The organism is Pseudomonas sp. TNT3, assembly GCF_010095445.2.
Taxonomy (GTDB): Bacteria; Pseudomonadota; Gammaproteobacteria; order Pseudomonadales; family Pseudomonadaceae; genus Aquipseudomonas.
The window spans coordinates 1-14260 of record NZ_WFGV02000026.1 but is presented as its reverse complement, the minus strand read 5'-3'; the positions used below and the strand labels follow the sequence as shown (position 1 = coordinate 14260).

The 14260-nt window shown below is 59.7% G+C and carries 9 protein-coding genes and 2 pseudogenes; 4 read left to right on the top strand and 7 right to left on the bottom strand.

Annotated features, from left to right (window positions below):
- Nucleotides 1-162: 162 nt before the first annotated feature.
- Nucleotides 163-1074, top strand: coding sequence for a 5-dehydro-4-deoxyglucarate dehydratase (gene kdgD, locus GBC55_RS16365; protein ID WP_162438443.1), 912 nt, complete (start codon nt 163-165; stop codon nt 1072-1074).
- A gap of 126 nt (nt 1075-1200) precedes the next feature.
- Here kdgD and GBC55_RS16360 read toward each other — a convergent pair whose 3' ends face one another.
- Nucleotides 1201-2031 (bottom strand): alpha/beta hydrolase, encoded by an 831-nt coding sequence (locus GBC55_RS16360; RefSeq protein ID WP_162438442.1) that lies wholly within the window; start codon nt 2029-2031, stop codon nt 1201-1203.
- A 274-nt stretch (nt 2032-2305) separates the two neighbouring features.
- Between GBC55_RS16360 and GBC55_RS16355 the strand changes: the two are divergent.
- A pseudogene (locus GBC55_RS16355) lies at nt 2306-2410 on the top strand (hypothetical protein); the annotation flags it as partial.
- A 65-nt stretch (nt 2411-2475) separates the two neighbouring features.
- On the opposite strand, the pseudogene GBC55_RS16350 reads toward GBC55_RS16355, so the two are convergent.
- Nucleotides 2476-2943 (bottom strand): annotated as a pseudogene (locus GBC55_RS16350) (N-acetyltransferase); the annotation flags it as partial.
- A gap of 92 nt (nt 2944-3035) precedes the next feature.
- Here GBC55_RS16350 and GBC55_RS16345 point away from each other — a divergent pair.
- Nucleotides 3036-4622: a RimK family protein gene (locus GBC55_RS16345; RefSeq protein ID WP_162438441.1), complete on the top strand. Its 1587-nt coding sequence runs from the start codon at nt 3036-3038 to the stop codon at nt 4620-4622.
- 66 nt (nt 4623-4688) lie between these two features.
- Nucleotides 4689-5639 (top strand): magnesium transporter CorA family protein, encoded by a 951-nt coding sequence (locus GBC55_RS16340; protein WP_162438440.1) that lies wholly within the window; start codon nt 4689-4691, stop codon nt 5637-5639.
- A 57-nt stretch (nt 5640-5696) separates the two neighbouring features.
- Here the strand turns inward: GBC55_RS16340 and GBC55_RS16335 are convergent, their stop codons facing one another.
- From GBC55_RS16335 to GBC55_RS16315, 5 genes are all read right to left on the bottom strand, one after another.
- A complete protein-coding gene (locus tag GBC55_RS16335; protein ID WP_162438439.1) occupies nt 5697-7817 on the bottom strand; it encodes a TonB-dependent receptor in 2121 nt (706 codons plus the stop codon).
- A gap of 227 nt (nt 7818-8044) precedes the next feature.
- Nucleotides 8045-9871 carry an ABC transporter ATP-binding protein gene (locus GBC55_RS16330; RefSeq protein WP_162438438.1) on the bottom strand — a complete coding sequence of 609 codons (1827 nt, stop codon included), beginning with the start codon at nt 9869-9871 and terminating at the stop codon, nt 8045-8047.
- 94 nt (nt 9872-9965) lie between these two features.
- Nucleotides 9966-11330 carry an MFS transporter gene (locus GBC55_RS16325; RefSeq protein WP_162438497.1) on the bottom strand — a complete coding sequence of 455 codons (1365 nt, stop codon included), beginning with the start codon at nt 11328-11330 and terminating at the stop codon, nt 9966-9968.
- A 150-nt stretch (nt 11331-11480) separates the two neighbouring features.
- Complete coding sequence (locus GBC55_RS16320; RefSeq protein WP_162438437.1) at nt 11481-12689, bottom strand: acyl-CoA dehydrogenase family protein; 1209 nt, start codon at nt 12687-12689, stop codon at nt 11481-11483.
- Between the two features lie 26 nt (nt 12690-12715).
- Nucleotides 12716-14260 (bottom strand): ABC transporter ATP-binding protein (locus tag GBC55_RS16315; RefSeq protein ID WP_247266932.1); only part of this gene is annotated, 1545 nt, incomplete at its 5' end.

Genomic DNA, 14260 nt, shown 5'->3' with positions numbered 1-14260 from the left:
TCTGGAGGACGGTCAGCCTCCCCCGGGGGCAGTAACCAATCCACCCCTGAAATTTAATCTGCCTGATCGTCTTGAGCATCGTCATTTTAGGTTGTACGATGACGTACAACAACAAACAACACCGCTACATATCTCCGTACGCTAATAAGGACATTTCGAACAATGAACCCACAAGAACTGAAATCGATCCTCTCCTCCGGCCTGCTGTCTTTCCCGGTGACCGACTTCAATGCCCAGGGCGATTTCCACCGCGCTGGTTACGTTAAACGCCTTGAGTGGCTGGCCCCGTACGGCGCCAGCGCCCTGTTCGCTGCAGGCGGCACTGGCGAATTCTTCTCTCTGGCAGCCAGCGAATACTCGGAAATCATCAAAACCGCCGTCGACACCTGCGCAACCAGCGTGCCGATTTTGGCCGGGGTTGGCGGCTCGACCCGTCAAGCCATCGAATACGCACAGGAAGCCGAACGTCTGGGCGCCAAAGGCTTGCTGCTGCTGCCGCACTACCTGACCGAAGCCAGTCAGGAAGGCGTCGCCGCCCACGTTGAAGCCGTGTGCAAATCGGTGAAGATCGGCGTGGTCGTGTACAACCGCAACGTCTGCCGCCTGACCGCACCATTGCTGGAACGTCTGGCCGAGCGCTGCCCGAACCTGATCGGCTACAAGGACGGCCTGGGTGATATCGAGCTGATGGTCTCGATCCGCCGTCGTCTTGGCGATCGTCTGACCTATCTGGGTGGTCTGCCAACCGCCGAAGTCTATGCAGCGGCGTATCGGGCGCTGGGCGTGCCGGTCTACTCTTCGGCGGTGTTCAACTTCATCCCGAAAACCGCGATGGACTTCTATCACGCCATCGTTCGGGAAGATCACGAAGCGGTCGGCAAGTTGATCGACGACTTCTTCCTGCCGTACCTGGACATTCGTAACCGCTGCCCGGGTTATGGCGTGAGCATCGTCAAGGCCGGCGCAAAAATCGTCGGTTACGATGCCGGACCGGTGCGCGCCCCGCTCACCGACCTGACCTCGCAAGAATACGAAATGCTTGCAGCGCTGATCGACAAGCTTGGTCCGCAATAAAAAACCGATGATTCAAAGGTGCTGAGAAGCGCCGCTTATCGAGAGGTTTAATTCACCCTGCGAAGGTCAAGCTTTCGCAGGGTGTTTTTTTCGCCAGAGAAACCGCCGACGCCGCTCGCTAAAACCTCAGCCGCGAATAAACGCCAACACATCAGCATTGATCTGATCCGCGTTGGTCGTCGGCATTCCGTGAGGAAAGCCCGGGTACGTTTTGAGCGTGGCATGCCTCAAGAGTTTGGCCGAAAGCGGCGCCGAGTCTGCAAACGGCACGATTTGATCGTCCTCGCCATGCATGACCAGCGTCGGCACCTCAATCGCTTTCAAATCTTCGGTGAAATCGGTCTCGGAAAACGCCTTGATGCAGTCGTAATGAGCCTTTGCACCGCCCATCATGCCCTGGCGCCACCAGTTGTCGATGACGCCTTGCGAAACCTCGGCCCCGGGTCGATTGAAACCGTAGAACGGCCCCGCCGGCACGTCCACGTAGAACTGCGCACGACTGGCAACCAATGCCGAACGGAACCCGTCGAACACCTCCAGGGGTAAACCTCCAGGATTCTTTTCCGACTTGACCATGATGGGCGGAACCGCGCTGATCAACACGGCCTTGGCAACGCGTCCTGGTTCGGCTCGCGCGGCGTAGCGTGCTACTTCTCCGCCGCCGGTCGAGTGGCCGACATGGATCGCGCCCTTGAGGTCGAGCGCATCGGTCAACTCGATGACATCGGCGGTGTAGGTGTCCATTTCGTTGCCCTCCCACGTCTGGGTCGAGCGCCCGTGTCCGCGACGGTCATGCGCGATCACCCGGTAGCCTTTGAGCAAGAAGAACATCATCTGATTGTCCCAGTCATCCGCACTCAACGGCCAACCGTGGTGAAACACGATAGGCGTCGCGTCTTTCGGGCCCCAATCCTTGTAGAAAATCCGGGTGCCGTCTTTGGTCGTAATTGCGTTCATGGCGTGTGTCCCCTCGCGATCAGGTGGGTGTGAGGTTGCAGGTTGCTTATCAGTGCCTGCGTGAACCCGCAAAGGCTCGAAAGCGTTACCAGCAAACGTGCAAAAGGCAGTGAGCCCGACGTCGTGAGGAGCGGGTCACGAGAGGGCTTGGTCAGTGTAGAAGACGCACGGAAAGCAACACCTTCAAACGATAAATGGAGATTGCCGATGAAAAAACCCGAGCGGCGTTGAGACATCGGTGTATTCCTGTCCGGATTCCCGACCGCGCGACTGACTGACCCATCGTCAGGCCTACAAGGACATTTTCGGCATGACGATCTTCAAGATACTCGCGGCGTTTTTCGTGATCGGCGTCTATTACCTGACCGGAATCGTCTGACCGGATTCGATCAGGCAACGGACAACGGCAGCCTCGGGCTGCCGTTTTTTTTCAAGCACCTGTCATTCACGGCTTTCCCGTAAGTGCAGGATGCGCTTCTCCAGCCGCAGCGCATGCACATGGTCTTCGTAGTAGTCGGGTACGACAGCAACGCGCCTGTAGCCATTACGCTCATAAAGAGAGAGGGCGACTGGATTGTCGGGTCGGACTTCCAGCCGCAGGCAGGCGCACTCATGCGCGCGAGCACTCTCTTCCGCCTGATCCAAAAGCTGTTTTCCCAGGCCGAGGCCACGACTGTGGCTGGCGATAGCGATCGAATACAGACGCGCCAGGGAAGTGCCGCGACGAAACAAAACCAGGCAGTAACCCATCAATTGACCCCCGGCCTGAGCGACGATCAGGCTGGCGTGGGCTCGACTGATCATCCACCGAAAACTGCGCGCCGTCAGTCGATCATAAGTAAAACACTGTTCTTCCAGCACCAGCAGGGACTTCAGATCATGGGGTGTAGCCTTGCGAAATAACAGATTCATATGACCGCCGTAAAAGTTGCGTAACGAAACGAGACTTCCTGAAAATTTCATGCTTAATAGATAAGGACTTGTTCTCCAACGGACCTTCTCTTATGTCAGCGGCACAGGGTTACTTGCGCAAAGTATCAGAACAAAATCGGATAACAGCAATATCAAAACCAACTTATTTATCGGGCGAACCTAGAAGAACAAGCCAAGTCGTTATTATTGTCGAACGAAAAGAAGACTGGGCTTCCTACTTCCCTTCAGAAGACGTGATGAGTGCCCAGGAGTACCTTGAGCAACCCCCTGAAAGCGAGGTTGGCAAGCGTGTCCAGGTGATTAACCTGTGCCGCAGCTACAAGTATCTCGGGCATGGTTACTACTGTTCACTGTTGGCGGAAGCCCGTGGCCACAAAGTTATTCCATCGGTACGAACAATCAGTGAGCTGACCCGAAAGTCATTGTACGGCCTGGCTCTGGATGACCTGGACAAAGCGCTGGACAAAGCACTCAATAACCACCTTTATAGCAATACCGAAGGATTCACTCTGACACTCTACTTCGGTAAAACCAACCTGGAACCCTTGCAAGAACTGGCGCGACAACTGTTCGAAACATTCCCGTGCCCGATCCTCTTGATTGAATTCCGTAAAAGCACCAGCTGGCGCATCGAGGGAATAAGATCCGGTGTATTGCACAAATTACGCGAAGACCAGGAAGATCATTTCGCCAACTCGCTGGACAGTTTCAGTCGCAAGATCTGGCGAATGCCACGTTCACCCCGCGTGGCCCGCTATGACCTGGCCATCTTGCATGACCCGCAAGAAGCGCTGCCGCCTTCCAATGCCAAGGCACTCGAGAGTTTTATCCGAGTCGGCAAAACCCTGGGTATCGATGTCGATCTGATCGAAAAGAAGGACTATTCACGCATCGCCGAATACGACGCCCTGCTGATTCGAGAAACCACTAGCGTGGGTAACCATACCTACCGCTTCGCCAAGAAAGCCGAAAGTGAAGGGTTGGTGGTGATGGACGATCCCGCTTCAATCCTGCGCTGTACCAACAAGGTGTACCTGACCGACCTGCTAAAAAGCCACCAACTGGGCATGCCAGCCACCGAGATTCTCTACAAGGAACGACCGGAAGAATTCGAGCGGGTCGGTGAACGCCTGGGGTTTCCCCTGGTGCTGAAGATTCCCGATGGGTGTTTTTCCCGTGGCGTAATCAAGGTCGAAAGCCAGCAAGCTTTGCTGGAAGCCACCTGCGAGCTATTCGAACATTCGGTGCTGTTGCTGGCTCAGGAGTTCTTTTACACCGAATACGATTGGCGCATCGGCGTGCTCAACCGCAAGCCGATTTTCGCCTGCCAGTACTTCATGTCCAAAGGTCACTGGCAGATCTACAACCACAAAGCCAAAGGCCAGGACATCAACGGTGAATGCCGGACCCTCGCGGTCCACGAGGCACCGCGAGCGGTGGTCGAACTGGCGGTGAAGACCGCCAACCTCATTGGTGATGGTTTGTACGGCGTCGACCTCAAGCAGTCCGGCGAAAAGGTGGTGGTGATCGAGGTCAACGACAACCCGAACATGGACGCCGGCACCGAGGACGCTTACTTGCAGGACGATTTGTATTCATTGGTGCTGGAAGAATTCGTCCGGCGCCTGGAACTCAAGCGCCGCGGCCAGGCCTGGTGAGCGCTTGAATCGAAACCCGTCCTGCAACACGCAGACTTTCCCGGCCAACAACACCAGAGGCCAGATGTGATCAAGCCTTTTCAGCTCGCCAATGGGGCGTTGGTACCGGTTGGACACCTCAATGCCGAGGTCATGTTGTTCAGCAATCCCGACGCTGCAGAACGGGATCTGCTGCGCAGCGATTTCAAACTGGACGATCACGCGCTGGCTTCGGCACTGGACCCGGACGAGGTCTCACGCATCGAGTTCCACCCGGACAATCTGTTCCTGATCTGGAAGCGTCCGGAAAGTTACTCGGGTGCGCAAAGCCTGACGTTTGAGGTGTCGTCGTTCGGCCTGCTGTTCTCCAAAACACGCCTGCTGGTCATTGCGACCGACGATTCCCAGTTAAGCGGATTGGGCGTGCGGCATCCGTTGTACACCCCGCTGGACGTGTTGCTGGACATGCTGTTCAACAACCTCCACCACTACCTGGGTCACCTCAAGGTGATCAAGTTGGTGGCTCGAGAACTGCAGCAGAAGTTCAACACATCAATGGAGAATCGGCATCTGATCCAGATGTTCAACCTCAGCGAAAGCCTGATCTATTACATCAACGCGATTCACAGCAATGGCGCTGTCCTGACCCGGTTGCGCAACCACGCAGAAAAAGAGCACTTCAGCGCCGAGGCGATCGCGCTGATCGACGATCTGATCATCGAGAACACCCAGTGCAACAAACAGGCGGAAATCTACTCCAGGGTGTTTGCCGGCCTGATCGATGCGCGGGGCAATTTGATGAACAACACCATGAACAACCTGCTGCGCAAACTGACGCTGATCAATGTGGTCTTCCTGCCGCTCAACCTGATCGCCAGCATCGGCGGCATGTCCGAGTTCAGCATGATGACCTCGGCCGTTCCGTGGTGGGTGGCGTATCCGCTTTTTCTCACGGGAATGGGAGTCACCGGGGGTCTGATGGTCATCGCGCTCAAGCGTCTGACCCGTGGTTCATCCAGCATCAACGGCCCCCATTGATCGCATGCGCTGCCTCAGCTTGCCATAGGCGTTCCTGAGCCATATCGCGAGCAGGCGCTAGAACCGAAAAGCCACCCCGGTCGTCACGTTAAACGCATCACCCGGGTAGAAGTTCGCCGAGTCCTGCCCCCTGGCGTCGTAGGCCGTATTCGCCGCCGTGGCATAGCGCTCGTTGGTCAGGTTACGGGCGTCCAGAAACACTTCCCACTTTTTACTCGGGGCTTCATAGCCCACTTTCGCGCCCCAGATCGTGTAGGACGGCGCGCTGAGGGTGTTGGCAAAATCGACGTAATAGCTGGAAGCAGCGCGCGCATTGAGCTGCGCGTAGAAGCCAGCGGTTTGCCGATATTGAAGCTCGGCCTGATAGACCTCGCGCGGCAAGCTTGGCAGCTCGTTGCCGCCGAACGTGTCGTCGTCGCGATAGTGGAAATCGTTGAAGGTATACGCCTGGCGCAACGTCACCGTGTCGCCATTCTGACCTTCCCAAAGCTGCGCATTCAGCCCCGCTTCGATCCCTTGGTGAATGGTCCCGCTGCCGTTCGAAGTGGCCACCAGTTGATCCTGCGTGGCCGTCGCCTGACGCACCACGATCGACAGCAGCTCCTTCTGAATCCACGAGCGGTAAACCGTCAGGCTGCCATCGAAAATACCGTGCCCGCCGCGAATACCAAACTCGACCGTGTTGCCTTTCTGCGGCCGCACATCACGGATATAAGGCGTCCCGGTGCTTCCCAATTGCCAGGTCACCGGCGGATCGATTGAGCGACTGGCGTTGCCGAACACTTCAAATTCCGGGGTCAGCTGGTAACGCAGGCCGATACGCGGCGCGATGTCGTGCTCGTTGTACTCGACCCCGTTGGGAAACGCCGTGGTGTTGGTGCCCGTGGTGTATTCGATCTGCGCCTTGCGCTTGATATCGATAAACGACAGGCCGGTGGACAGCCAGGTACGTTCGCCGAATTGCAGCTCGTTGCCCAAAGAGAACACGGTATCGCGCGAACCCGTGTAGTTGGTTTCCTGCAGCTTGGTGTCGGTGCCCTTGGCGTGAGATTTCACATCCGCCAGGTACGCGCGGGTATTGCTGAAGGTCACGCTGCTGTCGCTGGGCAAACCGAGGAATGTATCGCCGGTACGCAGGTAGCGCAGGGTCAGGTTGATGTCCTTGGATCGCCAATCCTGGGGCGTCGCGGAGTACCGCCAGCCGTTGTACAAGGGGTAGTCGTTATAACCCAGGCCGACTTCCAGCTTCGCATTGTCGTCGAAGGTATAGGTGGTCTTGCTGCCCAGCAGGGTCGATCCGTCCTTCTGTCGACCGGTCGGGACGTTGTTGCTCTTGGGGTCATGCTTGATCTGGTACTTGGTCAGCGTATTGCCCTGGGTGAGCGTTTCTTCGCGGTAGCGCACGAAGAATCGCGTCTCCAGCTTGGGGTTGAACACATGCCCGAAGTTGGCCACGATGCCCTGCCCTTCGTTGGGCGTGTTGTCCTGATAACCGTCCCGCTCGTTGTGCAAAATACTGACGTAGTAATCGCTGTTATCGACCACCCCGCCCGTACTCAATTGCTGCTTGCGATAGCCGAAACTGCCGACTTCGAAGCGCGCGTAATTGCCCGGATCGGTGCGACCGGTCTTGCTGACAAAGTTGATGGCACCGCCCAGCGACAACGCTGAATAGTTAAAGGCGTTGGCCCCGTACAGCACTTCGGTGTGGTCCACCGACGCCATGTCGAGCATGTCCTCCTGCGTACCGCCCGGCCCTGTCAGCGGCAACCCGTCAAACAGGAATTTGATCCCCAGCACGTAGCCTTGATAGAACGTATTGAGCCCCGAGCCACGGATCGAAATCTTGTTGGCGCCGGACCCGCTGGTGGCCTGGGCAAACACCCCCGGCTGCAAGGCCAGCACGTCCTCGGCATTGGCAGCCCGACCGCGTTCGATTTCCCGGTTGTCCACCACAGCGGTCTGCCCCGCCACTTTCTCCAGCTGCCGTTGCGCTTTCTGAACCTCGGTAGCCTGAGCTCCGGTGACCACCACCGTGGCCAATGTCGGGTCCTGACCTGTCGGCTGCGCTTGAGCCGCCGCGCAAGTGCCATGAACCAGCATCATCAGAATGCCCAGGCTGGACGCCGTCTTGAACGGGTCCAGCCCCAGAGCGCGTGCTTCAAACTTCTGCCACATCGTTTCGATACTCCTGGCCTGATTAATGGTTGGAGCATCTATGTGTATAGTCGCGCTCTCACCTCGGCTTTTGCAGGGTTCGTGCCAGCAGAAAACGCAGTAAAAACAGATAAATACGAGCCTCTATCGTGGTGCAGAGGTACACATTGCTGAAGGGCTGTTTCGCTTACAACACTTCACGTCGTTACGGCGTCCGTTTACGCCACCAAAGCCGCCGCCCCATCAAATCACACCACCGCCTCATCGAACGCCGCACTGAACTGACGACTCCACAGGCGTGAATATTGCCCCCCCTGGCGCAGCAGTTCCTCATGGCTTCCATCCTCGATCACCCGGCCGTTATCGAACACCAGAATGCGGTCCAGATGGGCGACGGTCGACAGCCGATGTGCGACCACGACCACCGTCTTGTCTTCCATGATTTCGTCCAGTTTGTCTTGAATGAAGCGCTCTGTGATCGAGTCCAGGCTTGAGGTGGCCTCGTCCATGACCAGGATCGGCGCGTTCTTCAGGAGCACCCGTGCGATAGCAATCCGCTGCCGCTGCCCACCCGACAACTTCACACCGCGCTCCCCCACCAGCGACTCATAGCCGTCTTCCATGCTGTCGATGAATTCGCTGGCACCCGCACGATGGATCGCTTCGGCCACCTCATCCATCGAGGCATCCAGGCGCCCGTAATGAATGTTCTCGCGAATGCTGCGGTGGAACAGGCCAGGCTCTTGCGGGATCAGGCCGATCTGCTGGTGCAGGGAATGCTGCGTCGCATCGCGCACATCCACGCCGTCAATCAGCACCGCCCCCTGCTGCACGTCATACAAGCGCAGCAGCAGATTGAGCAGGGTCGATTTGCCCGACCCCGAGGAGCCCACCAGCCCGACTTTCTGTCCCGCCGGAATCACGAGATTCAGCCGGCTGAAAATCGGCTGGTCAGAACCGTAGCTGAAGCCAACGTCGCGAAACTCGATATCGCCACGCTTGACCTGCAAGGCTGACGCCCCGGGCCGGTCTATCACTTCGTGCGGACGAATCAGCGTGCGCACGCCGTTGGCAATGTTCCCGGTCGCCTCGAAGAATTCCAGAAAACGCCGGGACAGGTTCCCCACGTCGCTGATGATCAACAGCGAAAGGCTGGTCGACATGACAAACGCAGCGATGTCGATGCGCTGCGTGCGCCACAGGTACAGCGCCACCAGCAACAGCCCCAGTTTGAGGACCACGCCACAACCGGTCTGAAACCAGCGGATCTTCTCCATGTACCCCAGCGAGCGATACGCCGCGGCCACTTCCCTGTCCAGGAACGTGCCCAGATAGCTGTGCTCGAACGCATGACGGGCAAACAAGCGGATGTTGGCGAGGTTGGACACGGCATCGACGACTTTGCCCGAGCTGGTGCTGCGCGCTGCCGAGTATTGCTGGGCCAGAGGATGGCTGCGGCGCGCCAGCAAATAACACACGGCAATGAACAGCAGCGACCAACCCGCCATGAACATCGCCAGAAACGGCGAGGCCGTCCACAGCAACACCGTGGCCAGGCTCAGTGTGACCAGCAGCGGGATGAGATCGAACAGCAGGATGCTCAGTGTCTGATTGACCCCGAGCGCAATCTCGGACACCCGGTGCGCCAGGGCACCGGCAAATTCGTTGCTGATGAACCGATGCGAGTGCTGCTGCAGATAGGCGAAGACCACATGGGTGACTGTACGCCGCTGCAACGGCAAGACGTGAATGTGGCAACCCGCAGCAGCTCGGGTGAATAACACTTCCAGCACCAGCAACGCGCCGAACAGGGTCAATGGCCACTGCAGCACCTCGAACGCGCGCTCGGCATCCAGCCCGTTGCTGACCGTGCGGGTGATCTGGCCCAGCCCCCACGGAATGAGGATGGTGCACACCACTGCAGCGATCTGCAGCAGCAGGATCGCCACGTACCAGCCCTTGAAGTTGCCGATAAAAAAACGCACGAACGCACCCGGCGTGGCCGGCAGATGCTGGACTTTCCAGTTGTGCAACCGGCTGTCACGGGGCGTGAAAGGTGAAAAAGACGAGGTCATGACGGATGGCATTCCTGAATGACGCCTGTGGCCGCGCAGCTTTCAGGCAAAAGAGACACGCGAGGTGCCCGGTTCAATAGCTAAAAACAACGGGTCAGCCGGAACGCCCGGCGTACACGGCCGAACCCGCCGACGACGAAAGCCGGCGAAACACCAGCCCCGACAAGGCACACATCACCCCACCGAACACCATGACCAGCGCCACATCGCTTTGCTCGAGACTGGCATGCCCGCGCAGGGACATGATCAGGCTCAGCAACGCAGCGGCGATGCCCACAGACAAACTCATCGTCAGCTGGATGGTCATCGCCGACAGGCTGCTGGCCCGGCTGGACTGTTCCGGCGGCACATCGGCATAGGTCAAGGCGCCCAGGGTGCTGAACTGCAGCGAACGGATGATGCCGCTGCCGAACAACACCAGCACGACGATCCAGTATGGGGTGGACACTTCGAACATCCCGCAGGCAATGATCGTCAGTCCCGTCAGCACTGCGTTGCCGATCAACGTGCGCCTGAAGCCGAAGCGGCTGACGATTCGCACTGCCAGCAGCTTCATCAGGAACGCGCCGGCCCCGCCCGCAAAACTCAACAGGCCGGCTTCCAGCGGATTCAGGCCAAAGCACAGCTGGAACAGCAGCACCAACAGAAAAGGCTGTGACGCGCTACCGATACGCATCAGGTTGCCGCCCCAGAAACTCACCCCGAAGGTAGGGATCCGCAGCAAGGAGAAATCAATCAGCGGGTGCGCCGAACGCCGGGCATGCCTGACGTACAACCACGCACTCAATACCCCCAACGCAATCAGCAGCAGCGCCCACTGGCGCGCCAGCAAGCCGTGACCGAATGCCTCGAAACCAAACACCAGACCGCCGAGGCCGACCGCGCTGAGCAAAAGGCCGGGGACGTCCAGTGGCCGCCCACGCGAACCGGGGTAATCGGGGATGTAGCGCACCACCAGCGCGATGCCCAACAGGCCGATCGGCACATTGATCAGGAAGATCCAGTGCCACGACAACAGGGTCACCAGCAAACCGCCCAACGGCGGCCCTAAAACAGGCCCGATCAGCGCCGGAATCGTCAGGTAGGACATCGCGCGCAGCAGGTTCTCCCGCGCCGACCAGCGCAACAGAATCACCTGCCCCACCGGCACCATCATGGCCCCGGCCGCCCCTTGCGCCATGCGCGCCAGTGACAGTTGCAACAGCGAGCCCGAACAGGCGCAGGCCACCGATGCTAGGGTGAACAGCACGATCGCACTGACGAACACCCGTCGAGGCCCGAAGCGATCCGCCGCCCAACCACTGACCGGGACAAACAGCGCCACCGCCAGCAAATACAGCGACACCACCAGGTTCATGCGCACGCTGGGCTCACCGAAATCCCGGGCCATCTGCGGCAACGCCGTGAGCACCGCCGTGGCGTCGATCAGTTCCATGAACAGCGCACAGCCGATGATCATCGGCACCCGGCGCAGGCTCGTGCCGGCCGCCGGGTCGACAGGTCGAAGGGCGACCCGGTCAAGCGTATCGATGCGTTCAGTCGCGCCCATGACGCCCTCGGGTCATCCGCCTGATAAAGGCGCCTGTTCGACGCGCACTCCGGCCCATGCTTAAAACAATCCCGATGTCGGTGGCGGCGTTCCTTTGAGTTGCCAGGCACCCACGGCGGCCGCTTTCCAGTGCCGAGGGTTGTGATTGGCCACGGTGCGCGCGTTGCGCCAGTGACGGTCCAGGTTATGTGCGCGACCCGTTGTAGAGGCGCCGCCCACGTCAAATACCAGCTCTGCCGCCTTGAGCGCAGACTCGGCCGCGATGTATTGCGCCTGCGCGACATCGACCGCCGCCTGATCCACCGCCTGCGGATCGAGGTCGGCTGCCCAGGCCCGGTCGATGGCTTCTGCAGCCCTTAACACCACCGCTTCCGCCGTGAACGCACGGGCCGAAATATCGCCGACACTGAGTTCTACATAAGGGTCGTCAACCGACCGCGTCGCCGTACTGTGCTTGATCGGGCGCGCATGATCATTGGCAAACGCGACCGCATCGTTCAACGCATTGCGTGCGATACCCGCCTGGACGGCCGCGAGGAATACCTGAAGAAACGGCGTGACGATGGTGCGTTTGCCCTCCTCCACGGTGCGCGTGCGAATCTCGTCGGCCTTCACCACCACGTCATGCAAATGGGTGGTCCCGCTGGCGGTCAGGCGCTGGCCCATCGCGTCGAAATCGTCGAGCAATTCCAGCCCCTTGCGATCACGGGGAAGAATGAACGACACCGGTTGCTCGTTCTCGTCCAGGGCGACGGCGCTGACCCAGTCTGCGTACAACGATCCGGTGCTGTAGTACTTGCTGCCGGTGGCGCGGTAGTGATCGCCGTCACGCACGATCCGCGCGCTGATCGAACCGTTTGCACCGCCCACTTCCCACCCGGCATTCCCGACCACAGCGCCCTGCAGATAACGCTCGAACCACCGCTCGCGTTCGCCCTCCGCCCCGTCGGCCCGGGACGCCAGCAGCCCTTCGATAAAACCGAAACCGGGGCGCAGCGCCTGGGCCACATTGGAGTCGACCGAGGCGATCCGAATCAACAACGCAATCGCATCCTTGACCGAACCCCCGGCTCCCCCGAAGCGGGTCGGGATCCGCACGGTGAACAATCCCGCCTGGGCGATCTGCGTCACAGCCTCATACGGCAATTGCCGATCACGCTCACGTTGCGCCGCGCCTGCGGCGATCTGCGGCAACAAACGGTCGGCACGGGCATTGAGTTCTTCCACCGAAGCAACCGGTGTCTTGGGTACAGCAGTCAACGTAGTCATGGCAGTTCCTTGTTCAAGGTTCGAACTTAAATGGCGATTTTCCAAAGCCGGGATTCATCAAACAGCCACGCCGCGTCTTCCGGTTCCAGCGGCGGCACGACCAAAGTTGTCTCGGCGCTCGGCAAACGCGGCACCGCCCCCAGCAGTCGACGGGTGTACTCGTGCTGCGGGTTTTCAAAGAGCGTCTCGACCGTGGCGCTTTCAACGACCTTGCCGTGACGCATCACCAGCACGTCGTCGCTGACATGGCGGATAACTCCCAGGTCGTGCGAGATGAACAGATACGCCAGCCCCAGGGTCGCTTGCAGATCGGCCAGCAGGTCCAGCACCTGGGCCTGAACCGACACGTCCAGCGCCGAGACCGGCTCGTCACAGATAATGACTTTCGGATTACTCGCGATGGCCCGGGCGATGGCGACGCGCTGACGCTGGCCACCCGACAGCTGCAATGGCCGTCGAACCGCCAGCTCTTTGGGCAGACGCACTTGATCCAACAGTTGCGCGATGCGTGCGGGCTGTTGGTCTGGCGTGATGCCGGCGACGTCCAGCGCATCGGCGAGAATCTGCCCGACGCTCCAGCGCGGGTCGAACGAACTGAGAGGGTCCTGATAGATCACGCTGATGTCCCGTCGGTACAGCCGCCGGTGCTTTTCCTGCACGCGTTCGTCACCGGCGCCAGACCAGGGTTTATCGAGAAACCGCACCCGTCCGGCGTCCGGTTCCAGCAGGCCAAGGACGATGCGCGCCACCGTGGTTTTGCCCGATCCCGATTCGCCGACGATCCCCAGCGTGCGCCCCGCCCGCAGCTCAAAACTGACGTCATCCACCACCTGACGCGATTGCTGATCGGGGCCGACGTAACGTTTGCCCAGCTGCATTGCCTTCAGTACCACTGGCGAATCCGCACCCGGCCGAGGTGGCGCGGCAACGGTGTTGCGCTCCGGCGACAAGCGCGTGCCCCGGGCATGCTCGGCGGGCACGGCATCAAGCAACGCTCGGGTGTAAGGATGGCGCGGATGACGCAATACCTGGTCCATCGGTCCTTGCTCGACCACTTCGCCGTGACGCAGCACCAGCACCTCATCGGCCAGTTGTGCGACCACGGCCAGGTCATGGCTGATGATCAGCAACGAGTCACCCCGTGCCTTGATTTCTTGCAGCACCTGCAGAATTTGCGCCTGCACCGTGGCATCCAGGGCGGTGGTCGGCTCGTCCGCGATCACCAGGCCGGGGCTCAGTGCCAGCGCACTGGCGATCAGCGCGCGTTGGCGCAGGCCTCCGGACAATTGGTCGGGACGTTGGCGCGCCCTTAACCGAGGCTCCGGCACGCCGACTTTTTCCAGCAGTTCGATGACCCGTTCCGGCCGGCTGCGACGGTCACCCCAGTCGTGGGTCTGGAGCACTTCGAGGATTTCCTTGCCCACCGGGCGCAACGGGTCGAGCGACACCAGGGCATCCTGCAACACAAAACCGATGCCCTTGCCGCGCAAGCCGCGCCAACCGCGCTCGGACAAGCTAAGCAAATCCTGTCCGCCGTAACTGAGGGTGCGCGCGGTCACTCGCGCGCCGGC

What these genes read in the sequence shown, in the direction of transcription:
- kdgD (WP_162438443.1), top strand. Translation starts at nt 163, where the DNA reads ATGAACCCACAAGAACTGAAATCGATCCTCTCCTCCGGCCTGCTGTCT.
- GBC55_RS16360 (WP_162438442.1), bottom strand. Translation starts at nt 2,031, where the DNA reads ATGAACGCAATTACGACCAAAGACGGCACCCGGATTTTCTACAAGGAT.
- GBC55_RS16345 (WP_162438441.1), top strand. Translation starts at nt 3,036, where the DNA reads ATGTCAGCGGCACAGGGTTACTTGCGCAAAGTATCAGAACAAAATCGG.
- GBC55_RS16335 (WP_162438439.1), bottom strand. Translation starts at nt 7,817, where the DNA reads ATGTGGCAGAAGTTTGAAGCACGCGCTCTGGGGCTGGACCCGTTCAAG.
- GBC55_RS16330 (WP_162438438.1), bottom strand. Translation starts at nt 9,871, where the DNA reads ATGACCTCGTCTTTTTCACCTTTCACGCCCCGTGACAGCCGGTTGCAC.
- GBC55_RS16325 (WP_162438497.1), bottom strand. Translation starts at nt 11,330, where the DNA reads ATGATCATCGGCTGTGCGCTGTTCATGGAACTGATCGACGCCACGGCG.
- GBC55_RS16320 (WP_162438437.1), bottom strand. Translation starts at nt 12,689, where the DNA reads ATGACTACGTTGACTGCTGTACCCAAGACACCGGTTGCTTCGGTGGAA.